The following is a 20,619-nucleotide window of genomic DNA, read 5'->3' on the forward strand; positions in this document are numbered from 1 at the left end:
TGTCCAATTGTGGTGCATCTGCCTCACCCTGCCCCGGGGCGCGGCATCTCGGGGTCCGACACTAGATACGGACGCGCATCTTCTCGAGCCCCAGCACGGCCGCCACCGCGATGACGATGTGCATCAGCACCAGCGTGGCCGTGCTCGGGCCGTCGAAGTCCGCACTGACCGTCCCTGCGATCGTCGCGAGCGGCAGGAGCGCACCGACCACCTGGGCGATCCGCACGATCGGGTTCCACCACAGGCTCAGCAGCGCGGCGACGGTGAGCCCGACCGTGAGCGGGACAACGGTCATGAGCACCACACCACCCGGCGCCGCACTCGCGATCGTCCCGGCATCGGTGTGCTCGAACGATCCACCGGCCAGCAGACCCACCAGCCAGAGCACGAGGTTGGCGATCAGTGCTGCGAGAACCGAGGCGACGACGATCGTGGGTCGCCCGTATTCGCGCGACCACACGGATATCGATGAAACAGAAGATGTTCGGGTGACAGACATGTTGCTCTCCTCTTGGCGTGTTCAACTGACTGCGCCCAGCCTGCAACCTCGAGCAGACTCGAGGTCAAGAGGAAAGATCACGGATCCGGAAACTTTCCTTGCCCTCCGCGGGTTCCCGTGGGTCGTGAGCCAACGGAAACCCGCACAAGGTGTGGAAACTTCCGCCCCGCTAGTTCAGCGTGTCGGCAAGCTCCATCCACTGTTCCTCGGCGGCTTCCTTGTCCGCGACCACCTGACGCAGCTCGGCGTCGAGCTTCTGCAGTCGCTCGGGATCGGTTGCCGCGTCGGCAAGTTGCACGTGCAGCTTCGATTCGCGCTCGTCGAGCTTGGCGATCGCCCGCTCGAGACGGGAGAGTTCCTTACGCGCAGCGCGCTCGGCGGCGCCGTCTCGTTTCGGCGCCGACACTTCGGCGCCCTTCGACACCTGGGACGCCACCGACGGCACCCCGCCGTCGCCCATCGCCGCGCGTCGTCGCAGGTATTCCTCGATGCCGCCGGGCAGGTTGGTGAGCCTGCCGTCGCCGAACAACGCCCACGTCGAGTCACAGATACGCTCGACCAGGTACCGGTCGTGACTGATGACCACGAGTGTCCCGGCAAAGTTGTCCAGCAGATCTTCGAGTTGCTGCAGGGTGTCGATGTCGAGGTCGTTGGTGGGCTCGTCGAGCAGCAGCACGTTGGGCTCCGCCATGAGCACGCGCGTCAGCTGCAGGCGACGGCGTTCCCCACCGGAGAGATCGCCGACGGGAGTGCGCTGACGGGCGGGGGTGAACCCGAGGCGCTCCGCCAATTGACCGGCCGATACCTCCTTGTCGCCCAGCATGATTCGCTCGGCGACGTCCTTGACGGCGTCGAGCACCCGCATGTCGGTGGGCAGGTCGTCGAGTTCCTGTCGCAGCCAGCCGATCTCGACCGTCTGCCCCTCGATGCGCTTGCCGGACGCGGGTTCGCGCTCGCCTGCAAGAGTGCGCAGCAACGTCGTCTTCCCGGATCCGTTGACTCCGACCAGACCGATCCGCTCCCCCGGCCCGAGCCGCCACGTCAGATCGTGGACGAGTTCGCGACCGTCCGGGGTGGCCAGGGTGGCGTCTTCGAGTTCGATGACGACGCGTCCCAGCCTGCGCTTCGCGAACGACGCGAGAGCCACCGAATCGCGCGGCGGCGGAACGTTGGCGATGAGCGCTTCCGCGGCCTCGATACGGTACTTGGGCTTGGACGTGCGAGCGGGCGCACCGCGGCGCAGCCACGCCAGTTCCTTGCGCGCCAGGTTCTGACGCCGCTCCTCCATGGCGTCGGCCTGACGGGAACGCTCGGCCCGCGCGAAGATCCAGTCGTTGTAGCCGCCTTCGTACGACTCGACCTTGCCGCCGACGACCTCCCACGTCCGGGTCGCGACGGTGTCGAGGAACCACCGGTCGTGGGTCACGACGACGAGCGCGCTGCGACGCGCGAGCAGGTGCTCGGCCAGCCACTGCACGCCCTCGACGTCGAGGTGGTTGGTGGGCTCGTCGAGCACGAGCAGGTCGAGTTCCTGCACGAGTGCGGCCGCCAGCGCGACACGTCGCCTTTCGCCACCGGACAATCCGTCGACGACGGCGTCGAGACCGAGCTTGTCGACGCCGATCCCGGCGAGGACCGAACGGATGCGCGCATCGCCCGCCCACTCGTGTTCGGCCACCCCGAGCGGGCCGAGCACCACATCGCCGACCGTCGAGCCCTCGGGAAGCACACCGCGCTGGGTCACCACCGCCATGCGCAGGCCGCCGACCCGGCTGACACGACCGGAGTCCGGTTCCTCGAGGCCTGCGAGCACCTCGAGCATCGTGGTCTTGCCGCCGCCGTTGAGGCCGACCACGCCGATGCGTTCGCCCTCTTCCACGCCGAGCGACACGGAGTCGAGCAACGGCTTGATGCCGAAGGATTTCGAGACCTGTTCGAGGTTGATCAGATTCGCCACGTGGTGCAGAGCCTTCCGGAGTTGTGTATCGGTGTATCAGGAATGGAGTGTCAGGGTCGAGCCGGATCGACGACGCGCGCGCCCGGTACCGGACCCGACGCGATACGCACGGTTCGGCACACCCCGGCACCTGCGAGTTCGGCGCTCACCTCGACGGCGGCGCGTTGATCGTCGACGAGGAACGCGCAGGTGGGCCCGGAGCCGGACACGATGCCGGCGAGAGCTCCCGCTTCGATCCCTGCCCGCAGGGTACGGCGCAGCGCCGGTTTGAGGGACAGCGCCGACGATTGCAGGTCGTTGCCGAGCAGCGGCGCGAGCGAGTGAGGGTCACCGGCGCCGAGCGCGTGCAGCAACTCGTCGGTGTCGCCCACGCGCTGCGGATCACCACTCGCGCGTAACCGGTCGAGTTCGCGGAAGACGACGGGTGTGGACAGACCGTCCTTCGCGATGGCGAGCACCCAGTGGAAGGGCCCCCGCGACAGGACGGGCACAAGTTGTTCTCCGCGTCCGGTTCCGAGCGCGGTGTTGCCGTGCAGGCAGAAGTTCACGTCGCTGCCGAGCTGGGCGGCGATCTCGTCGAGATCGCCACGACTGGCTCCGAGCCCCCACAGTGCGTCGAGGGCTACGAGCGTCGCGGCCGCGTCGGCGCTGCCTCCGGCCATGCCTCCGGCCACGGGGATCCCCTTGCCGATGGTGATCTCGACGTCAGTTGTGCGTCCGGCGCGCTCGGCGACCATCTCGGCGGCACGCCAGACGAGGTTCGACGAATCGGTCGGCACCGATGACGCGTCGGGGCCACGGACCTCGACGCGGAGGGTGTCGGAGGGGGCGACGGTGACCTCGTCGTACAGCGACAGCGCTTGGAACACTGTGCGCAGATCGTGGTAACCGTCGGGGCGTAGGTCCCCGACCGCGAGGTGCAGGTTGACCTTGGACGGAGCCCGCACGGTGACGGAGGCGGGGACGACGGAAAGCACGAATACACAGCTTACCCGCGCTGAGGGAACAGCAACGACCGCAATCGAGGACTGAAACTGTCCGGGATCCGTGGCACAGTCCGATCATGCGCGAAACTTCCGCCCGCCTGTTGCGTCTCCTGTCGCTCCTGCAGATGCGAAGGGAATGGTCCGGCGCCGACCTCGCCGAGCGCCTGCAGATCACCACCCGCACGGTCCGGCGCGACGTCGAGAAGCTCCGCGACCTCGGATACCCCGTCGACGCGAACGTCGGGGTCGGGGGTGGGTACCGGCTCGGTGCGGGCGCCGAGATGCCGCCGCTGCTGCTCGATGACGACGAGGTCGTCGCTGTCGCACTCGCGTTGCGCTCCGGCACGAACGACGCGGTCACCGGTATCGGCGACGCCGAGACACGTGCTCTTGCGAAACTGCGACAGGTGATGCCGTCGCGACTGCAGCACCGCCTCGCCGCCTTGAGCGTGGACGTCGTCGAACGGAGCCCGGTCGCGTCCGCGGTCGACGCGGAACTGCTCGCGACCGTGACGACCGTGTGCCACAACCACGAACGTCTGCGCTTCGCCTACCGCACACACGACGGCACGTCGTCGCGGCGGGAGGTGGAGCCGTACCGGGTCGTGCGCGCAGGACTTCGCTGGTATCTGGTCGCGTGGGACCTCTCGCGCGACGATTGGCGCTCGTTCCGCGTGGATCGCATGGAGCCGAAGATCCCCACCGGCCCGCGGTTCGTTCCACGTGAACTTCCGCCGGGGGGTGCTGCAGAATTCGTCTCGCGCGGCATTGCGCGCGGCGCCGCGCCGGTGACCGCGAGAGTGCTGCTGCACGCACCGTTCGAGACCATCACCCCGATGGTCGACGACAGGTGGGGAAGTCTCGAGCAGATCGACGCCGGAACCTGCGCGATCGTGCTCGGCGGACGGTCGCTCGACGGGATCGCCGAGTGGCTCGTCGCGTTCGGCGTGGACTTCACTGTGCTCGAACCCGCAGGCCTGCGCGACGCGTGCCGGGCGCAGAGTGAGCAACTCCGGCTCCTCGCCGACAGGTATTCGCGCGCGTGACATCGGCATCTATGCTCGGGCGATCGCCGTCATCACAACACCGGCGCCGGATCTGGAGGAGATATATGAGACGAGTTCTGCGAAGCACGGTTGCGGTCGGCGCGCTCGCACTGGCAGCTGCCCTGGGTACATCAGTCACTGCATCGGCAGAGCCCGCACCTGTACCTCGCGTGTGCTCCCTGGGCGACCTCGTCCTGAGGTCGTTGAACATGGTCGACTGCGTGAACCCGCCGACGGGATCCGCTGGGATCGCAACCGGTTCGGCCGACGGCACGGGTTCGTCGACCGGTTCGTCGAACGTCGGCATCACCGGCCACGGCGCCGTGATCGGCTGACATCGTTCGACACTCGATCCACACAACACGGCAGGGCCGGCACCCGAAACGGGTGCCGGCCCTGCCGGTGAGAGTACCGGTGTCAGATGACGTTGACGCCGGTGGCCTGCGGGCCCTTCTGGCCCTGGCCGATCTCGAAGCTCACGCGCTGGTTCTCCTCGAGGGTGCGGAAACCGCGGCCCTGGATCTCGGAGAAATGCACGAAGACGTCAGCCGAACCGTCGGCCGGAGCGATGAAGCCGAAGCCCTTTTCGCCGTTGAACCACTTCACAGTACCTTCAGCCATTTTGCTGTTCCTTCACTTGCAGGCAGGACGCACGTTTGCCGTCCTGTCTCGTCGGGAGTCGGTATCGACTTCCGGGTCTGTCACTCGACGGCTGAAACGATTCCGCAGTGGTATCGCATCCGCTCGCAACTAGAAATGTGCGAGGGTTAACCACAAACACACTACCTAACGACCAGATGCAAGTAGATCACACATCGTGCAGCGGCGCCACTACAAGGTGACTCAACCCTCAGTTCCGATCGACGCGAGTCGGACGAAGGCGGCCGCATCGAGCCGCTCCCCTCGCGTCGAAGGCTCGATACCCGCTGCGACCAGGCGACGTTCGGCCTCGGCGGGCGATCCCGCCCACGTGCTCAAGGCAGCGCGCAACGTCTTGCGACGCTGAGCGAATGCCGCGTCGACCACCGCGAACACGGTCTTGCGATGCACCGGGTCCGTGGGCCACGGCGGGTTTTCGTAGCGGTCGATGCGCACGAGACCCGATTCGACCTGCGGCACAGGCCAGAACACCGAACGTCCCACCGAGCCGGCACGGCGGACATCGCCGAAGAACCGAGCCTTGACACTCGGTACGCCGTAGACCTTGCTGCCGGGTGGCGCCGCGAGCCGATCGGCCACTTCCAGCTGCACCATCACCAGAGCTGTGCGTAGCGAAGGGATTTCGGCGAACAGGTGCAACAGCACCGGAACCGCCACATTGTAGGGAAGATTCGCGACGAGCGCAGTCGGCTGCGACGGAAGATCGGCGCCCGACACCTTCATCGCATCCATCGGCACCACATCGAGACGATGGGCGAGCTGCGGGGCACGCGCCGCGACCGTCGCAGGCAGACGCTCGGCCAGCCTTGGATCGATCTCCACCGCGACCACGCGGTCGACGACGTCGAGCAGGGCCAGGGTCAAAGACCCCAGCCCTGGCCCGACCTCGAGCACCACGTCGTCGGGGCCGACACCTGCGGCCGACACGATGCGCCGCACCGTGTTGGCGTCATGCACGAAGTTCTGACCGAGCTGCTTGGTCGGACGCACCCCGAACTCCTCCGCGAGAGTCCGGACCTCTGCGGGTCCGAGCAACGCGGCGAGGCCGCGCGGAGAAGCCGGGGTGGCATCTGAATCGTCTGCTTGCACGAGGCGAACCTAGCGCACCGGAGAGTGCGTCATGTCGTCCTAGCGCAGTCCGAGCTTGCTGGTGCATGAAGGCCAAGCACCCCAGCCCTGCGCGGCCTGAACCTTCTCGGCGACCGCGATCTGCTGTTCACGGGAGGCCATGTCGGCACGCGCCGCGTACTCGGTGCCGCCGAACGCGGCCCATGTCTGTTGCGTGAACTGCAGGCCGCCGTAGAACCCGTTGCCCGTGTTGATGGCCCAGTTTCCGGTGGCCTCGCACTGTGCGATGGAATCCCAGGTGGATGCTCGACCGGATGCGGGGACGGCCGGCTTGGGCATGGTGCCCACGCGGAGGGTCGCGGGCTGCGGTTCGGTCAGAACATTCGACGCCGTCTCGGTGCGACCGACCTCGACACCGTTGACGGTGTGGACGTCGAAGGTGACGGAACGCTCACCGGGGACACCCGGATGGTCGAGCACGGTCTCGCCTTCGGTCATGTTCGGATCGTCGACCCGGTTCTGGGGCGCCTCGATCGGCAGGTTCTCGATGCGGCTCTCGACGCGATCGCGGGTCACGACGATCTCCATACCCTCGTCGAGCGCGGCGTCGGCCGGGATGTTCACGCTGTCGGCCTGCTCGAGCGCAACGTTGTGCACCTTCAGGAACTCACCCACTGTCGGGGCCGCGATCCGTACCGGCGCAGCCGGCGCGCCGTTGTCGGCGAACTGCACGGTCCTGGGGCTGACGACCTCGAGGTCGGTGCCGTCGAGCGGCAAGCGATGCGAACGCGATGCCGAGACGTAGACATCGCCGTCCAGCTGGAACTGTGCGAGAGCTTCGTCGACGGTGAGCGCGGTGGTCCACACCGTGCGCTCGTCGCCGTCGACGGTCAACGCGATCTCGCGGGCCTGACGCAGCACGATGGTGTCGCCATCGGAGACCGCGGAATCGGCGGCCGGAGCGACGACATCGTGTTCCCCGACCTCGTAGCCGGCAGCAGCGAGGATGTCGCCGACGTTCGAGCTCATCGTGCCGAAGGCGCGCTGCTCTCCGTCGATGTCGAGCGTGACGTCCTTGTGCATGACGAGTGCGGTGATCCCGCCGGCTCCGAGGGTTACGAACAATGCCGCAACGACCGCGAAGAACACCGGGGATTTGATTCGGTTGATCTTGGTGAAGGGTGACACAACAATTCCAGACAGACGACGACTGTGATCACGGCACGGTAACGAACGTGAATTGATATGGCAACTAGACACCATCTACCAGTGGTTATATGTGTAACCGTTCAGTGATAAGTCGATATTTTCGATCACAAAACGGGTTGATACAAAAGCTCCGCCCGTACCAGATCTGCGAATATTGTGGCCGGGATTACATTTCCTTCGAAGTGAATAATTTTCCGATCACTACCTGTATATGGCGTCGATTTTTTCGGTCGCTCCCCCCGCGATCCACAGCTCTGCCACCCTGCCGATACCGGTCCGGGCCGGATCTCGAACAGCCCGGACGACACGAAGGGCGCACCGCCGGCGATCGTGTGATCACCCGCGATGCGCCCTTCGACGCGACGTTCCGAGATCGATTACGCAGCGCTGAGAGCCGGATCCTTCTGCGCGAGGAACGGCAGCTTCGGCGCAAGGAGACGGTCGACGCTGAATCGTCCCGCACCCACTGCGGCAAGGAGCAGAGCGCCGAGGCCGAGTGCAGTGACGAGCTCGAAGCCGCCGTCGGTCACGTACACGCCGTTATCGACGTGGGCGATGAAGAAAGCACCGGTCATGACGAGGAACAGCAGGACACCGAAGATCGGCGTGAGCACCCCGAGGATCAGCGCGATTCCGCCGAGCGTCTCGATCCAGGTTGCGGCGAATGCGCTCACAGAAGGCGCGGGCGCGCCCATGCCCTCGAAGCCGGCGGTGGTGCCGGACTGACCCCACACTGTGAGCTTCTGCAGGCCGTGGGTCAGGAAGATGATGCCGAGGCCGAGGCGTGCGATCAGGATGCCGATGTCGCGAACGAGCGGATTGTTCATGGGGATGACCCTTCGGTTGCGAGGCCGAAAGGCCCCTTCTAGTTGACAACGCAACCAAAAGTAGCAATCGATGGTTGTAGGTTCAACCTAATCGGGCGGGATGTAGGCGGGGTCACTGCGGGCGCGATCCCGAAAATGCCTCGCCGAGCAACCTGCGCACGCCCACATAGGTCACCTCCCTCGGATTCGGATACGTCCGCTCTGTCGCCCGACGCGCGGCCTCGTCGAGGTCGGCCTCACGCATGCCGAGATCCGCCAGCGCCGTCGGTCCCCCCGCCGAAGCGATGAGGTCGTACACCCCGGAGGGCGCCGAGTCCACCCCGAGCGCATCGGCGATCCGGGCCATCACCCCAGGGACCGACGGGGCGTTGTAGGCCATGACGTGCGGCAGCATCACGGTGTGTGTGGCTGCGTGCGGAAGATCGAACGACCCACCGAGGACGTGACACAACTTGTGATGAAGCGCCATCCCCACCGACCCGAGGCACACGCCCGACAGCCACGCCGCGAGCAGTAGATCGGAGCGGCCCTCGAGATCCGCACCGTCCACTCCGAGCGCGGGAAGCCCCCGGCCGATCGAGGTGATCGCCTGCAGCCCGAGGGCATCGACGATGGGGTTGGCGTGCTCCGCGTACAACGCCTCCACCGCGTGCGCCAGCGCGTTGACCGCACTGGTCACGGCCATCGGGACCGGCAGCCCTGCACTGAACTCGACATCGTAGATCACCGTCTCCGGCAGGATGTCGGGCGACGACCGCGTGGTCTTCGCCCCGTCGGCCGTCTCACCGAGGGTGGGCGTGACCTCCGAGCCCGCGTACGTGGTCGGCAGAATCACCTGGTCGATCCCCGTCCGGACGGCCAGCGCCTTCGCCAGACCCGTGGTCGATCCACCGCCGACCGCGACGACCGCGTCCGCCTCGTGTTCGGTGACGTACTTCAGGACCCGCTCGGTCACGGAGACGGGCGTGTGCATCACCGCACCGTCGAATCGCGCCACCTGCAACGACCCGAGCGCACGTTCGACGAGATCCGACTGCGGACGCACGTGCTCGCCACCGAGCAGCAACACGCGCGATCTACCGAGTCGGCGTACCTCGTCGCCGACCTTCGACGCGGTGCCCGTACCGAAGATCACCCGAGCCGGTTGTGCCGTGTAGACGAAGTTGTGCATGCGCCCACGGTCTCACGTCCGAGTTGTCGACGCGAGGCATGTTCACGAAAGTCCGTACACCCGTTCAGCATTCGCGGTGGTTGCTGCGGCGAGTTCGAGCGCGTCGTCGCCACGCATCTCGGCGAGGGCACGCACCGTGTAGGGCAGACAGTACGACTCGTTGGGTGCACCCCGGAACGGATGCGGAGTCAGGAACGGCGCGTCGGTCTCGACGAGGACCTGCTCGCGCGGCACGAGGGGCGCGGCCTCACGCAACGCTTTGGCGTTCTTGAAGCTGACGGTGCCCGAGAAACTCAGGTGGTAGCCGGCGTCGGCGCATGCCCGCGCCATCTCGGGACCCGAGGAGAAGCAGTGGAAGATCACGGTCTCGGGTGCTCCCTCGTCGTGCAGCACCCGCAGCAGATCGTCGTCGGCCTCCCGATTGTGGATCATCAGCGGCTTACCGAGCCGCTTCGCGAGATCGATATGCCACCGGAAACCTTCTTCCTGCTCGGCCGGTTCGGCGCAGCCGTCGAGCTTGCCCGGCCAGTACAGGTCGAGGCCGGTCTCCCCTACCGCGACGCACCGCGGGTCCGCGGCGAGTCGCTCGATCTCGGCGCGCGTCGCGTCGTCGAGGCTGTTCGCGCGCGTCGGATGGATTGCCACGGCCGCGAACACCCGTGGATCCCAGTGCGCAGCCCGCACCGCGAACTGCGCTGCGTCGAGGTCGTCGGCGACGGTGACCACGCGACCGACACCCACCGCGGCTGCCCGGTCCACGATCGCGGCGGTGGTCGCGGGATCGACCGCACCGCACGCATCGAGGTGGGTGTGGGCATCGACGAGCGGTGCCAGCGGTTCCGGGGCTTCGGGGGCAGGACGACTTGTACTCACGCCCTATAAAGTAGTGGCCATCATGACTGCCGCTGACCCCACCCGACCGCCGTACTATGTGACCACTGCGATTGCGTACCCCAACGGGGTCCCGCACATCGGGCACGCGTACGAGTACATCTCCACCGACGCCCTCGCGCGATTCAAGCGCCTCGATGGCTTCGACGTCCGGTTCCTCACCGGTACCGACGAACACGGCTTGAAGATGCAGCAGACAGCGGCCAAGGAGGGCATCTCCGTCACCGAGCTGGCGCGACGGAACTCCGATGTGTTCGAGGCCCTCGACAAAGCCCTCAACGTCTCGTACGACCGGTTCATCCGCACCACCGACGACGATCACCTCGAGGCCAGCAAGGCGATCTGGCAGCGCATGGTCGACAACGGCGACATCTACCTCGACACCTACGCGGGCTGGTACTCGGTGCGCGACGAGGCGTTCTACACCGAGGCCGAGACCACACTGCAGGACGACGGGTCCCGTCTGTCCACCGACACGGGCACACCGGTCGAGTGGACCGAGGAGTCGACGTACTTCTTCCGCTTGTCGTCCTACCAGGACAAGCTCCTGAAGCTCTACGACGAGCATCCCGAGTTCATCGCCCCCGCAACACGACGCAACGAGATCGTCAGCTTCGTCTCCGGTGGGCTCAAGGACCTGTCGATCTCCCGCACCACCTTCGACTGGGGTGTTCCGGTTCCCGGCCATCCCGATCACGTGATGTACGTGTGGGTCGATGCCCTGACGAACTACCTCACCGGCGCCGGCTTCCCCGACACCGAGTCGGAGTCGTACAAGCGGTTCTGGCCGGCCGATCTGCACATCATCGGCAAGGACATCACCCGCTTCCACACCGTGTATTGGCCGGCGTTCCTCATGTCGGCCGATCTCGAACTGCCCAAGCGGGTGTTCGTGCACGGGTTCCTGTTCAACAAGGGCGAGAAGATGTCGAAGTCGGTCGGCAACGTCGTCGACCCGATCGAGATGGTCGAGAAGTACGGCCTCGATCCGCTCCGATTCTTCCTGCTCCGTGAGATCTCGTACGGCCAGGACGGCAGCTACAGCCACGAGGCCATCGTCACTCGCATCAACGCCGATCTCGCCAACGATCTGGGCAACCTCGCGCAGCGCTCACTGACGATGGTCGCGAAGAATCTCGACGGGCAGGTACCCACGCCGGGTGAGTTCACCGCCGACGACGAGGCAATGCTCGCGCAGGCCGACGCGCTGCTCGGGAAGGTCCGCGCCGAGTTCGAGGAACAGCAGATCCACCTCGGCCTCGAAGCGATCTGGCATGTGCTCGGCGAGACGAACCGGTACTTCTCTGCGCAGGAGCCGTGGGTGTTGCGCAAGACGGATCCCGCACGGATGGCCACCGTGCTGTACGTGACGCTCGAGGTCGTGCGCGTCGTGGGGATCCTGGTCCAGCCGGTGATGCCGGACGCGGGCTCCAAGATCCTCGACCTGCTCGGTCAGGGGCCGGAGGCCAGGCAGTTCTCCGATATCGCGACGCGTCTCGTGCCGAGCACCGCTCTGCCGGCGCCGTCACCCGTGTTCCCGCGTTTCGTCGACGAGGAGTAGTAGAGCACCGTCCAGCGAGGATCGCACCGCCGGAGTCCGGGCCGCATCGTAAAGCGGCTCGGGCTCTGTCGTGTCGGGAAGAGACAGAGTCGAATCGGAACTTGTCGGTGGCTTCCGCCACACTCTCCCCATGCCGAGCAATGGAACATACATTCGAACCAATGAGGTGCGCGCCGAGATTCTGCTCGACGAGCTGAACGGCGCCTACGAGCGCGGATGGCAGCCCGCCGACGTACTCCATATGGCCGCGCACTCGGGAGACCCCACCGACATCCCCCTCGCCGCCGCGTCGGTGCTGTTCGATGCCCATCGCACTCGCGCGGCCCACCGCGCACCCACCGAATGGCTGCACCAGGTCCGCACGATCGGCGACCGCCACCCCGCGATCGCCCGCATCACCGAACCCGACCACCCGTTCGAGACGAGCCTGCTCCGCGTACTGCCTCACGTGTCGCGGTTCCAGGTCGACGGACTCGCCTACACGTGGAAGTACCTCCCCCGGTTCACCCACCTGACCACACCTCCGTCGCAGTGGCCCCAGATACGCACGGCACCGGACGGCACCGTTCCCGCCGCCCCGGACCCACGCGTACTCGAACGCATCCGCGGGTTGCTCTCGAAAGCCGAATCCACCGAATTCCCCGACGAGGCCGAGGCATTCACAGAAAAGGCTCAGCAACTCATGACCCGATACGCGGTGGGTGCGGCCGTGCTCGACAGTGCGGGGTCGGCCTCCGGCCCCGTGCGGGGCCGGCGCCTCCACCTCGAACGCCCCTACGCGAAAGAAAAGGTACTGCTGCTCACCGCCATCGGCGACGCCAACCGGGTCCGCACGGTGTGGTTCACCCGCGTACAGATCGCGACCATCGTCGGCACCGTCATCGACCTCGAGCAGGTCGAGCTCCTGTTCACATCGCTGCTCGTCCAGAGCACGCGCGCCATGAACGCCGCCGGCACCGCCGGCCGACGAGGTGGCGGCGCCACCTCGTTCCGCCGCGCTTTCCTCACCGGTTTCGCGAACCGCATCGGCGAGCGGCTCCGCGAGGTGCAGGCCCACGCCACCGCCGAAGCCGCCGCCGACGCGCGGGTACCGATGACAGATCTCGCGCCCATCCTCGCGCAACGCTCCGAAGCGGTCGACGCGGAGTTCCGGCGTCTGTTCCCCACCACCCGCTCCTCGGGCGGGCGCGGTGTCGACTCCGACGGTTTCCATGCCGGCCGCGGCGCCGCCGAGAACGCATCGCTCGCGCCGGGACAGTCGCCGCTGGGTCACTGAGCCGCGCACACCGAGGTCTTTTTCGCGCGGTGTCACATTCTCGATCCGTGCGGTGTCCCATCACTGACACATACGACACGTCTGCATTTCGACACGACTGCATTGGGGCGAGAACATGAACAACACCCGATTCCACGTGGTGGTCGTCGGCGCCGGGTACGCCGGGGTCATGGCGGCGAACCGACTCCTCTCCGAGCACCCCGACGTCGCGGCGACGGTGGTGAATCCACGATCGGTGTTCGTCGAACGAACCCGGCTGCACCAGCATGCGGCCGCGACCGGTTCAGCGACACACCGCCTCACCGATCTGCTCCATCCCCGCGCCGAGCTGCGCGTGGGCACCGCCCTGCGGATCGACGACGGTGCAGTACTTCTCGGCGACGGATCGGTGCTGACCTGCGACGCCGTGGTCTACGCGGTCGGAAGCGGCCCCGCCCGGGTGGATATTCCCGGCGGCGAGCATGCGCATTCGGTATCCGACCTCGAATCCGCGTCGACGCTGCACACCGCGATCGAGGCGTTACCCGACGGTGCCGCGGTCACGGTCGTGGGCGCCGGATTCACCGGCATCGAAACCGTCACCGAACTCGCCGCGGCGCACCGGCGGCACCGCTACACCCTCGTCGGCGATCCGGGCCCGGATCTCCCCGACCGCACCCGCCGGTACCTGCGACACACCCTGACCGGATTCGGAATCGAGATCCTGGCGGGCGTAGCCGTCACCGAGATCACCGACGACGATGTGCACCTCGACGACGGAACCGAAATGCCCTCCGACCTCACGGTGTGGGCGGGGGGATTCTCGGTACCCGATCTCGCACGCCGCAGCGGGCTCGACGTCGACGCCAGCGGACGTCTACGCGTCGATGCCACCCTGCGGTCGACGAGCCGCAGCAACGTGATCGGCGTGGGCGACGCCGTCAGCATCGCAGACCGGCCCTACATCCGGATGAGCTGCCAGGCCGCGATTCCGCTCGGCGTACACGGCGCCGGCACCGTGTGGGACGTACTGCAGGGTCGCGACCCCGAGCAACTGTCGCTCGGGTTCACCGCGCAGTGCATCTCGCTGGGTCGCAGCCGGGCCGCGCTGCAGTTCACCGCGTCCGACGACGCACCACGCGGCGCGGCGGTGAGAGGACGGCTCGCTGCACCAGTCAAGGAGGGCATCCTTCGTGGCACCATCTGGTTCATGCGACGCCAGGCACGCGGCCACGCCCCGTTCGTTCCGACAGGCCCCTCGCACGAGGAGGTGGTCGCGCAGTGACACCAGACGACACGTCGTCGGCCCGGGTGTTCACCGAGCACCGCGGCCTGTTGTTCTCCATCGCCTACGAGATCACAGGCAGCGTCGCCGACAGCGAAGACGTCCTCCAGGACAGCTACCTGCGGTTTGCGAAGGTAGATCCCGACACCGTGCAGGATCCGCGCGCATACGCGGCGCAGGTCGTCACGCGGCAGGCCCTCAATGCGCTGCGCTCGGCGCAGCGGCGGCGTGAGGAATACGTCGGGCCGTGGCTGCCCGAACCGCTCCTCACCGCAGCGGACGAAAGCGGCGCCGATCCGTCGACGAAAGTCGAACTCGCCGAATCGGTGTCGATGGCGATGCTGCTGGTGCTCGAAACATTGAGCCCGCTCGAGCGGGCGGTGTTCGTGATGCGCGAGGTATTCGGATTCGACTATGCACACATCGCCGACGCCGTCGACCGCACCGCTGCCTCCGTCCGGCAGATCGCACACCGCGCCCGCGACCACGTTCAGGAGCGGCGACGCCGGTTCACACCCGCAAGCGACGAGACCGACCGCGTGGTCGGTGAGTTCTTCGCGGCCGCGATGACCGGCGACCTCGACGGGCTGCTGCGGTTGCTCGCGCCCGACGCCGTGTACATCGCGGATGGCGGAGGGAAGGTCACGGCGGCGAAGGTGCCGGTCCACGGCGCGCAGAAGGTGGCGCGCCTGTTCTCCGGGCTCGCGCGTGTGGGGCTGCCGGACATCAGGATCGATGCCGCCGTCGTCAACACCGCTCCCGGTCTGATCGTGTATTCGCGCGGCGTCATCGATCTCGTATTCCTCTTCGAGATCGTGGACGGCCTGATCACCGGTGTGTATGCGGTGCGCAATCCCGACAAGCTGACCCGATTCGGGGCATCGGCCCCGTCGTGACAGGCTGGTCGGATGCGGATGGAACGACTCGGACGCGGAGGTATACCCGGTCAGGTGCTCGACGCTCTCGGTGAGCGCGCACGGCGCCTCGGTGTACCTCCACCGGCGGCGATCACCGGATCGTGGTTCGGTGCCGCAGCGGTGATCGCACCGTCGCTCGACGCGGCGCCGGTGTCGGCCGCCGAGGCGTTCACCTGCCCGGACGCACAGGTCCGGGCAGGTGGTCCACACATCGGCGGCGGGTGGATCGGATACCTCGCCTACCCGGACACGACCACATCGCAGGCCCCCGCACTCCCCGCCGCAGCGGGCGGCTGGACCGACACCATCCTGCGTCTCGATCACGACGGGTGCTGGTGGTACGAAACTCTCACCGACAGAACATGCCCCGACTATCTGAGCCGCGCGGCACTCGATCTCGCAGACACTGTCGGCAAGACAGACACTCTCGACAACACAGCGATCCCTGAGCCACGCTGGGGCATCGACTGGTTCCTGCCCGACCGCGACACCCACCGACACGGCGTCGAGCAGTGCCTCGACGCCATCCGCGCGGGCGAGGTGTACCAGGCGTGCGTGTGCACCCGGTTCATCGGCGACTACACGGGCGATCCCCTCGCCTTCTTCGCCGACGCGATCACCCGCACGGGCCCCGCCCGCGCTGCCTATCTCGAAGGGCCGTGGGGTGCAGTGGCGTCACTGTCGCCGGAACTGTTCGTCTCCCGTCACGGTCACCGACTCGCCTCGAGCCCCATCAAGGGCACCCTTCCACTGGACCGCGACCCCGACGAGCTGCGTGCGTCCGTCAAGGATGTCGCCGAGAACATCATGATCGTCGACCTGGTCCGCAACGACCTCGGCCGTGTGGCCGAACCCGGCAGCGTCACCGTGCCCGAACTCCTCGCCGTCCGGCCCGCACCCGGTGTATGGCACCTGGTCTCGACCGTCACCGCGACCGCCCGTCCCGGCGTGTCCACCCGCGATCTCCTGGATGCCGCGTTCCCGCCCGCCTCGGTCACAGGGTGCCCGAAGACTCGCGCCCGTGAACTACTGCAGCGGTGGGAACCGTCGTCGCGCGGCATCTACTGCGGCACGGTCGGTATGGCGAGTCCGCTTGCGGGCACCGAACTGAACGTCGCGATCCGCACCGTCGAATTCGGTGCAGACGGAACCTGCGCACTCGGTGTGGGCGGCGGCATCACCATCGACTCCGCCCCCGCCGCCGAATGGCAGGAATGTCTCGACAAGGCAGCGAGCATCCTGTCTCTCAGCACACCTCGTCGCCGGGAAGCGGTAGCCCGAATCGCGGCAGGAGTTCGCTGAGCTGCCCTGCGGTTGCGGAGCATATCCGCTCGACCACCGTGTCGGGATCCAGGCTCCAGGTGCGCAACACGCCGTCACCGCCCGCGGCGATCACTGTGCCGTTCGGATGGAACATCACCTGCCACCGCCCCACCCCGGTATCGGTGATCGGTCCGCCCACGGCGCGCATGCCCTCGGGGTCCGACACATCCCACAATCGGACCGTACCGTCGTCGCTACCACTGACGACGTGCTCACCGTCGGGAGAGACCGACACCGAGTACACCGTGCCCGTGTGACCGCGCAGCGTCGTGTCGCGAGCGACGAAACCTCCTGTGTCGTCGCGGTCCCACACCACGACCTGATGATCGTCACCACCGGTGACGAGAATCGAACTATCGGGGGCGAAGGACGCACCGTTCACTCCTGCGGAGTGCCCCTCCGTGACGCTCACGGAGCGGGGCGCGGACCGGTCCGTGATGTCCCAGGCGTAGATCCGGCCGTCTGCGCTGGTCGCCACGAGACTGTGCCCGTCGGGGCTGATCGCGGCGTGCCGCACCAGGTTGGTCGGTCCGCCGAGTGGATCCCCCCACGGCTTCGGCGCTGCCGGATCCGACAGATCCCACAATTGCACCGAATAGTCGTCGTTGCCTGTGACCAGCGTCGTGCCCTCCGGACCGAATTCGAGGACCGAGGTGAATCGGGTGGAGAGCGCGAGCGGTCCGCCCAGTCGTCGCGGCGCCGCGGGGTCTGCCACGTTCCACAACTCGACGCTTCCCCCCGATGTCGCCGCCGTCGCCAGAACCTCACCCGACGGTGACAGTGCACTCATGTAGCCGCCGCCGAGCGGACGTGCGAGCTCGACCTCGCCGACACGGGACCACCCGCCCTCGTCGACGTGCCACAACCGGACGACCGAGTCGTAGCTTCCGGTGGCGACGACGTCGCCGGTCCGGTCGGTGACGGGCAGTGTCAACGGCGCCTCGGAGACGAACACGCGGCGATGCGGCATGGTCCAGATGCGCAGGTTCGCGTCCTGACCTCCTGTGATGATCGTGTCGCCGGTGGGTGTGACCGTCAGCGCTGGCACTCCGCCACCATGTCCCGTCAGTGCGGGCGTGAGCTCGTCGATCCGCTGGGTTTCCTTGTCCACCGACCACAGCTTCGCGGTGCCGTCCCACGACGCACTTGCAAGTGTGGTGCCGTCCGGCAGGAAGGACACGCTCCACACTCCGCCGGTGTGTGCCCGTACCGGTGTGCCGAGCAACTCGGGTGCCCGCGGATCGGTGGTGTCGAACAGCCACAGCACACCGTCGTCGCTGCTCGCGGCCAGGAGGGTGCCGTCCGCGTTGAACCCGACGGAATGCGCGACATCACCGAATCCGGTCAGGGGCTCCCCCAGCGGGGACGGTGCCGAAGGTTCGGACACGTCCCACAGCCGTACCGTGCGGTCGTCGCTGGCGGTGGCCAGCACCGAACCGTCGGTGCGGAACGAGACCGTCCGCACACCGCCCTCGTGTCCGTGTATCCGGGTATCCGGGAATCGGCCGGTCGCGGGTGCCGAGGTGTCGAGGAGAACTACGGAGCCGTCGTCGTAGGGCACCGCCAGTGTCCGCCCGTCCGGACCGTATCGGACGTTGTGCACCGCGCCCGAACCCAGAACGCGATGGTCGAGCACCGGTCGCGGTGAAGCACGGTCGGACATGTCCCAGATCCACACACCTCCGTCGCCACCGCCGGCGGCGAGATAGCGCCCGTCCGGGCTGAACGATACCGACGCCATGTAGTTCGACGACGACACCAGCGGGTCGCCGATCGACGAGACGTCCCCCGCCAACGACCACAGTCGCACGGTGCCGTCGTCACTCGCCGAGGCCAACGTCGCACCGTCGGGCGAGACCGCGGTTCCGTAGATCGGCCCGGTATGCCCGACCAGGACGCGGGCCAGCGGCACCCCCTGCGTGGCGAGGAGTCGCGAGTAGGCCACCTCGCTGTCGCCGTCGAGAGAAGTCGCGGCCAGCGCAAGGTGCGCCGATACCGTCGGATCGTCCGAGCGGGTCGAATCCGACAGCGCCACGACCTGCTGGAACTGCGCTGCCTTTCGTTCCTCGTCGGCCCGGTTCTTGCCGATCCACGCCAACCCACCCATGACCAAGGCGACGATCGTCAGCAGAACGAGCCCTGCCAGTGCTCCACCGCGGCGACGTCGCTGCCAATCGATCTGTCGCCGGGACGCCCGGAGGAACTCGCGAGCCGCCGGATTGACCGCGGCGAACGGCCGGTCCCCGGCCGCCGCGCCACCGAAACGCGCACCCTGTTCGGAGAGCAGATCCATCCGGCCGCGCTGATAGAGCATGCCCTTGTTGCGGTCGCTCTCGATCCAGTTCGCAGCGTCGGCCTCGATCTGCTGACGTGACGCGGCGAACTGTCGATCCTCCTGGATCCACGACTTCAGACGCGGCCATGCCACGATCACCGCGTCGTGAATGAGTTCGACATGGCCCTCGCGGACGACGAGCACGCGCGCCGACACGAAATGGTCGACGACTCTCGCCGCGGCCGCGCGGTCCTCGCCTCCCACCGCGAGAAGCACAGAGAGCGGGCGGGCCATCTTCACGTCCGTGCCGGTGTTCGTCACGTAGACGAGGTGGACCATCATCGTCCGCACGATCTCGCGGTCGCGTTCGTCGAGACTCTCCCATGCACGTTCGGCGCCGGCAGCGATCGAACCGCGCACGCCGCCGGTCGCGCGATAGCCTGCCACCGTGAGCACACCACCGGCGCGTTTGTCCCACATCGTGTCGAGCAGATGTGACAACAGCGGCAGCTCGGTGCCGGTGATGTCCCCTGGCGCCAGCACGCCCAGGTCGTGGAGGATCAGGTCGACGAGTCCCGGTTCGAGTCGTACGCCGAGCAGCTTGGCCGGCGCGGCGATGACCTCGACGAGACCGTCCCGGTCCAACGGCTGCACGGCCTTGCTGCGACGTTCGAGCGCACGGGCGAGCGCCGGGTGCGTCACGGCCTGCTCGTAGAAATCGGAACGCATCGTTGCGACGACGTAGGCAGACGCATCGGTGTCTCCGGCCGTCGACATGTGTTCGAGCAACGTCAGGAAACGTGTGCGGTCGTCGGGATCGTCGCATTGGGTGAACAGATCCTCGAGCTGGTCGACCACGACCAGCAACGTCGAGACCGATGCCTTCTCCGCTTCGGTGGCCATCGCCTCGTGGACTGCTGCCCGATCGGCCGCGCTGTCGCCGGGTGCTTCTTCGAGTCCGGCGAGAGTCGGCAACGCTTCCATCAGACGGGCCACCGGTTCCGAGCCCGGGGTGAACACCACGGAGGCGCAGTCGCCGCCGCCGCACATCAACGGGATCAGACCGGCCTGGACGAGTGAGGACTTCCCGACGCCGGACGCACCGGTCACGATCACCGGTCCTCGACCGTGCGCCGCGACGACGGTGTCGGCCAGCATCCGCATGCTCCTGGTCCGGCCGAAGAACATCCGCGCGTCGTCGGCGCGATACGCCGACAGCCCCTTGTACGGGCGTGTGTCCGCGATCATCGTGAGTGACCTGTCCGTCGACCGGGCACCACCGGTCTCGCCACGCGCAGCCTTCCACCACGTCTCCCACTGTTTGAGGGAGTAGAGACCCGGTGCCGGGGGCTCGGCGGTGAGTTCGCGGGCGTAGCGGATCAGTACGACGAGTACGGGGTGGACCGACTCGAAGCTCGCGGGCACACGCTTACCGCTACGCCAGTCGCTGATCCGCTGCACCGACACGGTGCGATCGCTTCCGACCGAGCGGGAGATCGCGGACGCACCCGACACGACTTTCTTCAGCGCGGGGCGTCCCGCGGCGGCGAACAGCATGAGGAGTTGGTCGGCGAAGAAGCGCCGCTGGTGTGCGCCCTGCGTCTCGTCCGCCCTCACGTTCCGTGCCCTTCCGATCTTCCTTCCGCGAGAGAATCGGCCCTCGAAAGTCCGCTGCGGAAAAATTCCTCA

17 protein-coding genes are annotated in these 20,619 nt (G+C 67.2%); 7 read left to right on the plus strand and 10 right to left on the minus strand.

Going from position 1 to position 20,619, the window contains the following annotated elements; all coding sequences use genetic code 11:
- Positions 1 to 61: 61 nt before the first annotated feature.
- From ACZ46K_RS26210 to ACZ46K_RS26220, 3 genes are all read right to left on the minus strand, one after another.
- Positions 62 to 499 (minus strand): DUF6069 family protein, encoded by a 438-nt coding sequence (locus tag ACZ46K_RS26210; protein ID WP_054805816.1) that lies wholly within the window; start codon positions 497 to 499, stop codon positions 62 to 64.
- Between the two features lie 169 nt (positions 500 to 668).
- Positions 669 to 2,456, minus strand: a complete 1,788-nt coding sequence (locus ACZ46K_RS26215) for an ABC-F family ATP-binding cassette domain-containing protein (RefSeq protein WP_464745604.1) — start codon at positions 2,454 to 2,456, stop codon at positions 669 to 671.
- A 50-nt stretch (positions 2,457 to 2,506) separates the two neighbouring features.
- On the minus strand, positions 2,507 to 3,433 hold the full coding sequence (locus ACZ46K_RS26220) for a 4-(cytidine 5'-diphospho)-2-C-methyl-D-erythritol kinase (protein WP_054805817.1): 927 nt from the start codon (positions 3,431 to 3,433) through the stop codon (positions 2,507 to 2,509).
- Between the two features lie 86 nt (positions 3,434 to 3,519).
- Here ACZ46K_RS26220 and ACZ46K_RS26225 point away from each other — a divergent pair, with 86 nt between their 5' ends.
- Together ACZ46K_RS26225 and ACZ46K_RS26230 are read left to right on the plus strand one after the other, a co-directional pair.
- A complete protein-coding gene (locus ACZ46K_RS26225) occupies positions 3,520 to 4,488 on the plus strand; it encodes a helix-turn-helix transcriptional regulator (RefSeq protein WP_464745606.1) in 969 nt (322 codons plus the stop codon).
- A 65-nt stretch (positions 4,489 to 4,553) separates the two neighbouring features.
- Positions 4,554 to 4,823 carry a hypothetical protein gene (locus tag ACZ46K_RS26230; protein WP_464745608.1) on the plus strand — a complete coding sequence of 90 codons (270 nt, stop codon included), beginning with the start codon at positions 4,554 to 4,556 and terminating at the stop codon, positions 4,821 to 4,823.
- Positions 4,824 to 4,905: 82 nt separating this feature from the next.
- Here ACZ46K_RS26230 and ACZ46K_RS26235 read toward each other — a convergent pair whose 3' ends face one another.
- The 6 genes from ACZ46K_RS26235 to ACZ46K_RS26260 all read right to left on the minus strand — a co-directional run bounded on the left by ACZ46K_RS26235 (position 4,906) and on the right by ACZ46K_RS26260 (position 10,296).
- On the minus strand, positions 4,906 to 5,109 hold the full coding sequence (locus ACZ46K_RS26235; RefSeq protein ID WP_054717914.1) for a cold-shock protein: 204 nt from the start codon (positions 5,107 to 5,109) through the stop codon (positions 4,906 to 4,908).
- A 222-nt stretch (positions 5,110 to 5,331) separates the two neighbouring features.
- The gene (gene rsmA, locus ACZ46K_RS26240) at positions 5,332 to 6,237 is read right to left on the minus strand and encodes a 16S rRNA (adenine(1518)-N(6)/adenine(1519)-N(6))-dimethyltransferase RsmA (RefSeq protein WP_054810568.1); all 906 of its coding nucleotides are present in this window, start codon (positions 6,235 to 6,237) and stop codon (positions 5,332 to 5,334) included.
- 39 nt (positions 6,238 to 6,276) lie between these two features.
- Complete coding sequence (locus tag ACZ46K_RS26245) at positions 6,277 to 7,404, minus strand: transglycosylase family protein (RefSeq protein ID WP_464745610.1); 1,128 nt, start codon at positions 7,402 to 7,404, stop codon at positions 6,277 to 6,279.
- A 398-nt stretch (positions 7,405 to 7,802) separates the two neighbouring features.
- Positions 7,803 to 8,252 carry a DoxX family protein gene (locus ACZ46K_RS26250; RefSeq protein ID WP_054805818.1) on the minus strand — a complete coding sequence of 150 codons (450 nt, stop codon included), beginning with the start codon at positions 8,250 to 8,252 and terminating at the stop codon, positions 7,803 to 7,805.
- A 112-nt stretch (positions 8,253 to 8,364) separates the two neighbouring features.
- Entirely contained in the window at positions 8,365 to 9,423 is a 1,059-nt protein-coding gene (locus ACZ46K_RS26255) for a maleylacetate reductase (protein ID WP_054805819.1), read from the minus strand.
- A gap of 42 nt (positions 9,424 to 9,465) precedes the next feature.
- Positions 9,466 to 10,296: a TatD family hydrolase gene (locus ACZ46K_RS26260; protein WP_464745613.1), complete on the minus strand. Its 831-nt coding sequence runs from the start codon at positions 10,294 to 10,296 to the stop codon at positions 9,466 to 9,468.
- Between the two features lie 22 nt (positions 10,297 to 10,318).
- Here ACZ46K_RS26260 and metG point away from each other — a divergent pair, with 22 nt between their 5' ends.
- From metG to ACZ46K_RS26285, 5 genes are all read left to right on the plus strand, one after another.
- Positions 10,319 to 11,875, plus strand: a complete 1,557-nt coding sequence (metG, locus tag ACZ46K_RS26265) for a methionine--tRNA ligase (RefSeq protein ID WP_464745615.1) — start codon at positions 10,319 to 10,321, stop codon at positions 11,873 to 11,875.
- A gap of 130 nt (positions 11,876 to 12,005) precedes the next feature.
- Positions 12,006 to 13,151, plus strand: a complete 1,146-nt coding sequence (locus tag ACZ46K_RS26270) for a DUF2786 domain-containing protein (protein ID WP_464745617.1) — start codon at positions 12,006 to 12,008, stop codon at positions 13,149 to 13,151.
- A gap of 115 nt (positions 13,152 to 13,266) precedes the next feature.
- Positions 13,267 to 14,415 carry an NAD(P)/FAD-dependent oxidoreductase gene (locus ACZ46K_RS26275; protein WP_464745619.1) on the plus strand — a complete coding sequence of 383 codons (1,149 nt, stop codon included), beginning with the start codon at positions 13,267 to 13,269 and terminating at the stop codon, positions 14,413 to 14,415.
- Positions 14,412 to 15,311, plus strand: coding sequence for an RNA polymerase sigma-70 factor (locus ACZ46K_RS26280; RefSeq protein WP_464745621.1), 900 nt, complete (start codon positions 14,412 to 14,414; stop codon positions 15,309 to 15,311). Before ACZ46K_RS26275 ends, ACZ46K_RS26280 begins: the two co-directional genes overlap by 4 nt.
- Positions 15,312 to 15,323: 12 nt before the next feature.
- Complete coding sequence (locus ACZ46K_RS26285) at positions 15,324 to 16,634, plus strand: aminodeoxychorismate synthase component I (RefSeq protein ID WP_464745623.1); 1,311 nt, start codon at positions 15,324 to 15,326, stop codon at positions 16,632 to 16,634.
- Here ACZ46K_RS26285 and ACZ46K_RS26290 read toward each other — a convergent pair.
- Entirely contained in the window at positions 16,579 to 20,547 is a 3,969-nt protein-coding gene (locus tag ACZ46K_RS26290; protein ID WP_464745625.1) for an NACHT and WD repeat domain-containing protein, read from the minus strand. The two genes, ACZ46K_RS26285 and ACZ46K_RS26290, sit on opposite strands and share 56 nt — an antisense overlap.
- Positions 20,548 to 20,619: the final 72 nt, after the last annotated feature.

This window comes from Rhodococcus sp. JCM 9793, from assembly GCF_055380405.1.

Bases quoted from the DNA above. Each gene is read 5' to 3' on its own strand.
- ACZ46K_RS26270 (WP_464745617.1), top strand. From the start codon at position 12,006: ATGCCGAGCAATGGAACATACATTCGAACCAATGAGGTGCGCGCCGAG.
- ACZ46K_RS26285 (WP_464745623.1), top strand. From the start codon at position 15,324: ATGCGGATGGAACGACTCGGACGCGGAGGTATACCCGGTCAGGTGCTC.
- ACZ46K_RS26275 (WP_464745619.1), top strand. From the start codon at position 13,267: ATGAACAACACCCGATTCCACGTGGTGGTCGTCGGCGCCGGGTACGCC.
- ACZ46K_RS26230 (WP_464745608.1), top strand. From the start codon at position 4,554: ATGAGACGAGTTCTGCGAAGCACGGTTGCGGTCGGCGCGCTCGCACTG.
- ACZ46K_RS26225 (WP_464745606.1), top strand. From the start codon at position 3,520: ATGCGCGAAACTTCCGCCCGCCTGTTGCGTCTCCTGTCGCTCCTGCAG.
- ACZ46K_RS26255 (WP_054805819.1), bottom strand. From the start codon at position 9,423: ATGCACAACTTCGTCTACACGGCACAACCGGCTCGGGTGATCTTCGGT.
- ACZ46K_RS26235 (WP_054717914.1), bottom strand. From the start codon at position 5,109: ATGGCTGAAGGTACTGTGAAGTGGTTCAACGGCGAAAAGGGCTTCGGC.
- ACZ46K_RS26210 (WP_054805816.1), bottom strand. From the start codon at position 499: ATGTCTGTCACCCGAACATCTTCTGTTTCATCGATATCCGTGTGGTCG.
- ACZ46K_RS26250 (WP_054805818.1), bottom strand. From the start codon at position 8,252: ATGAACAATCCGCTCGTTCGCGACATCGGCATCCTGATCGCACGCCTC.
- metG (WP_464745615.1), top strand. From the start codon at position 10,319: ATGACTGCCGCTGACCCCACCCGACCGCCGTACTATGTGACCACTGCG.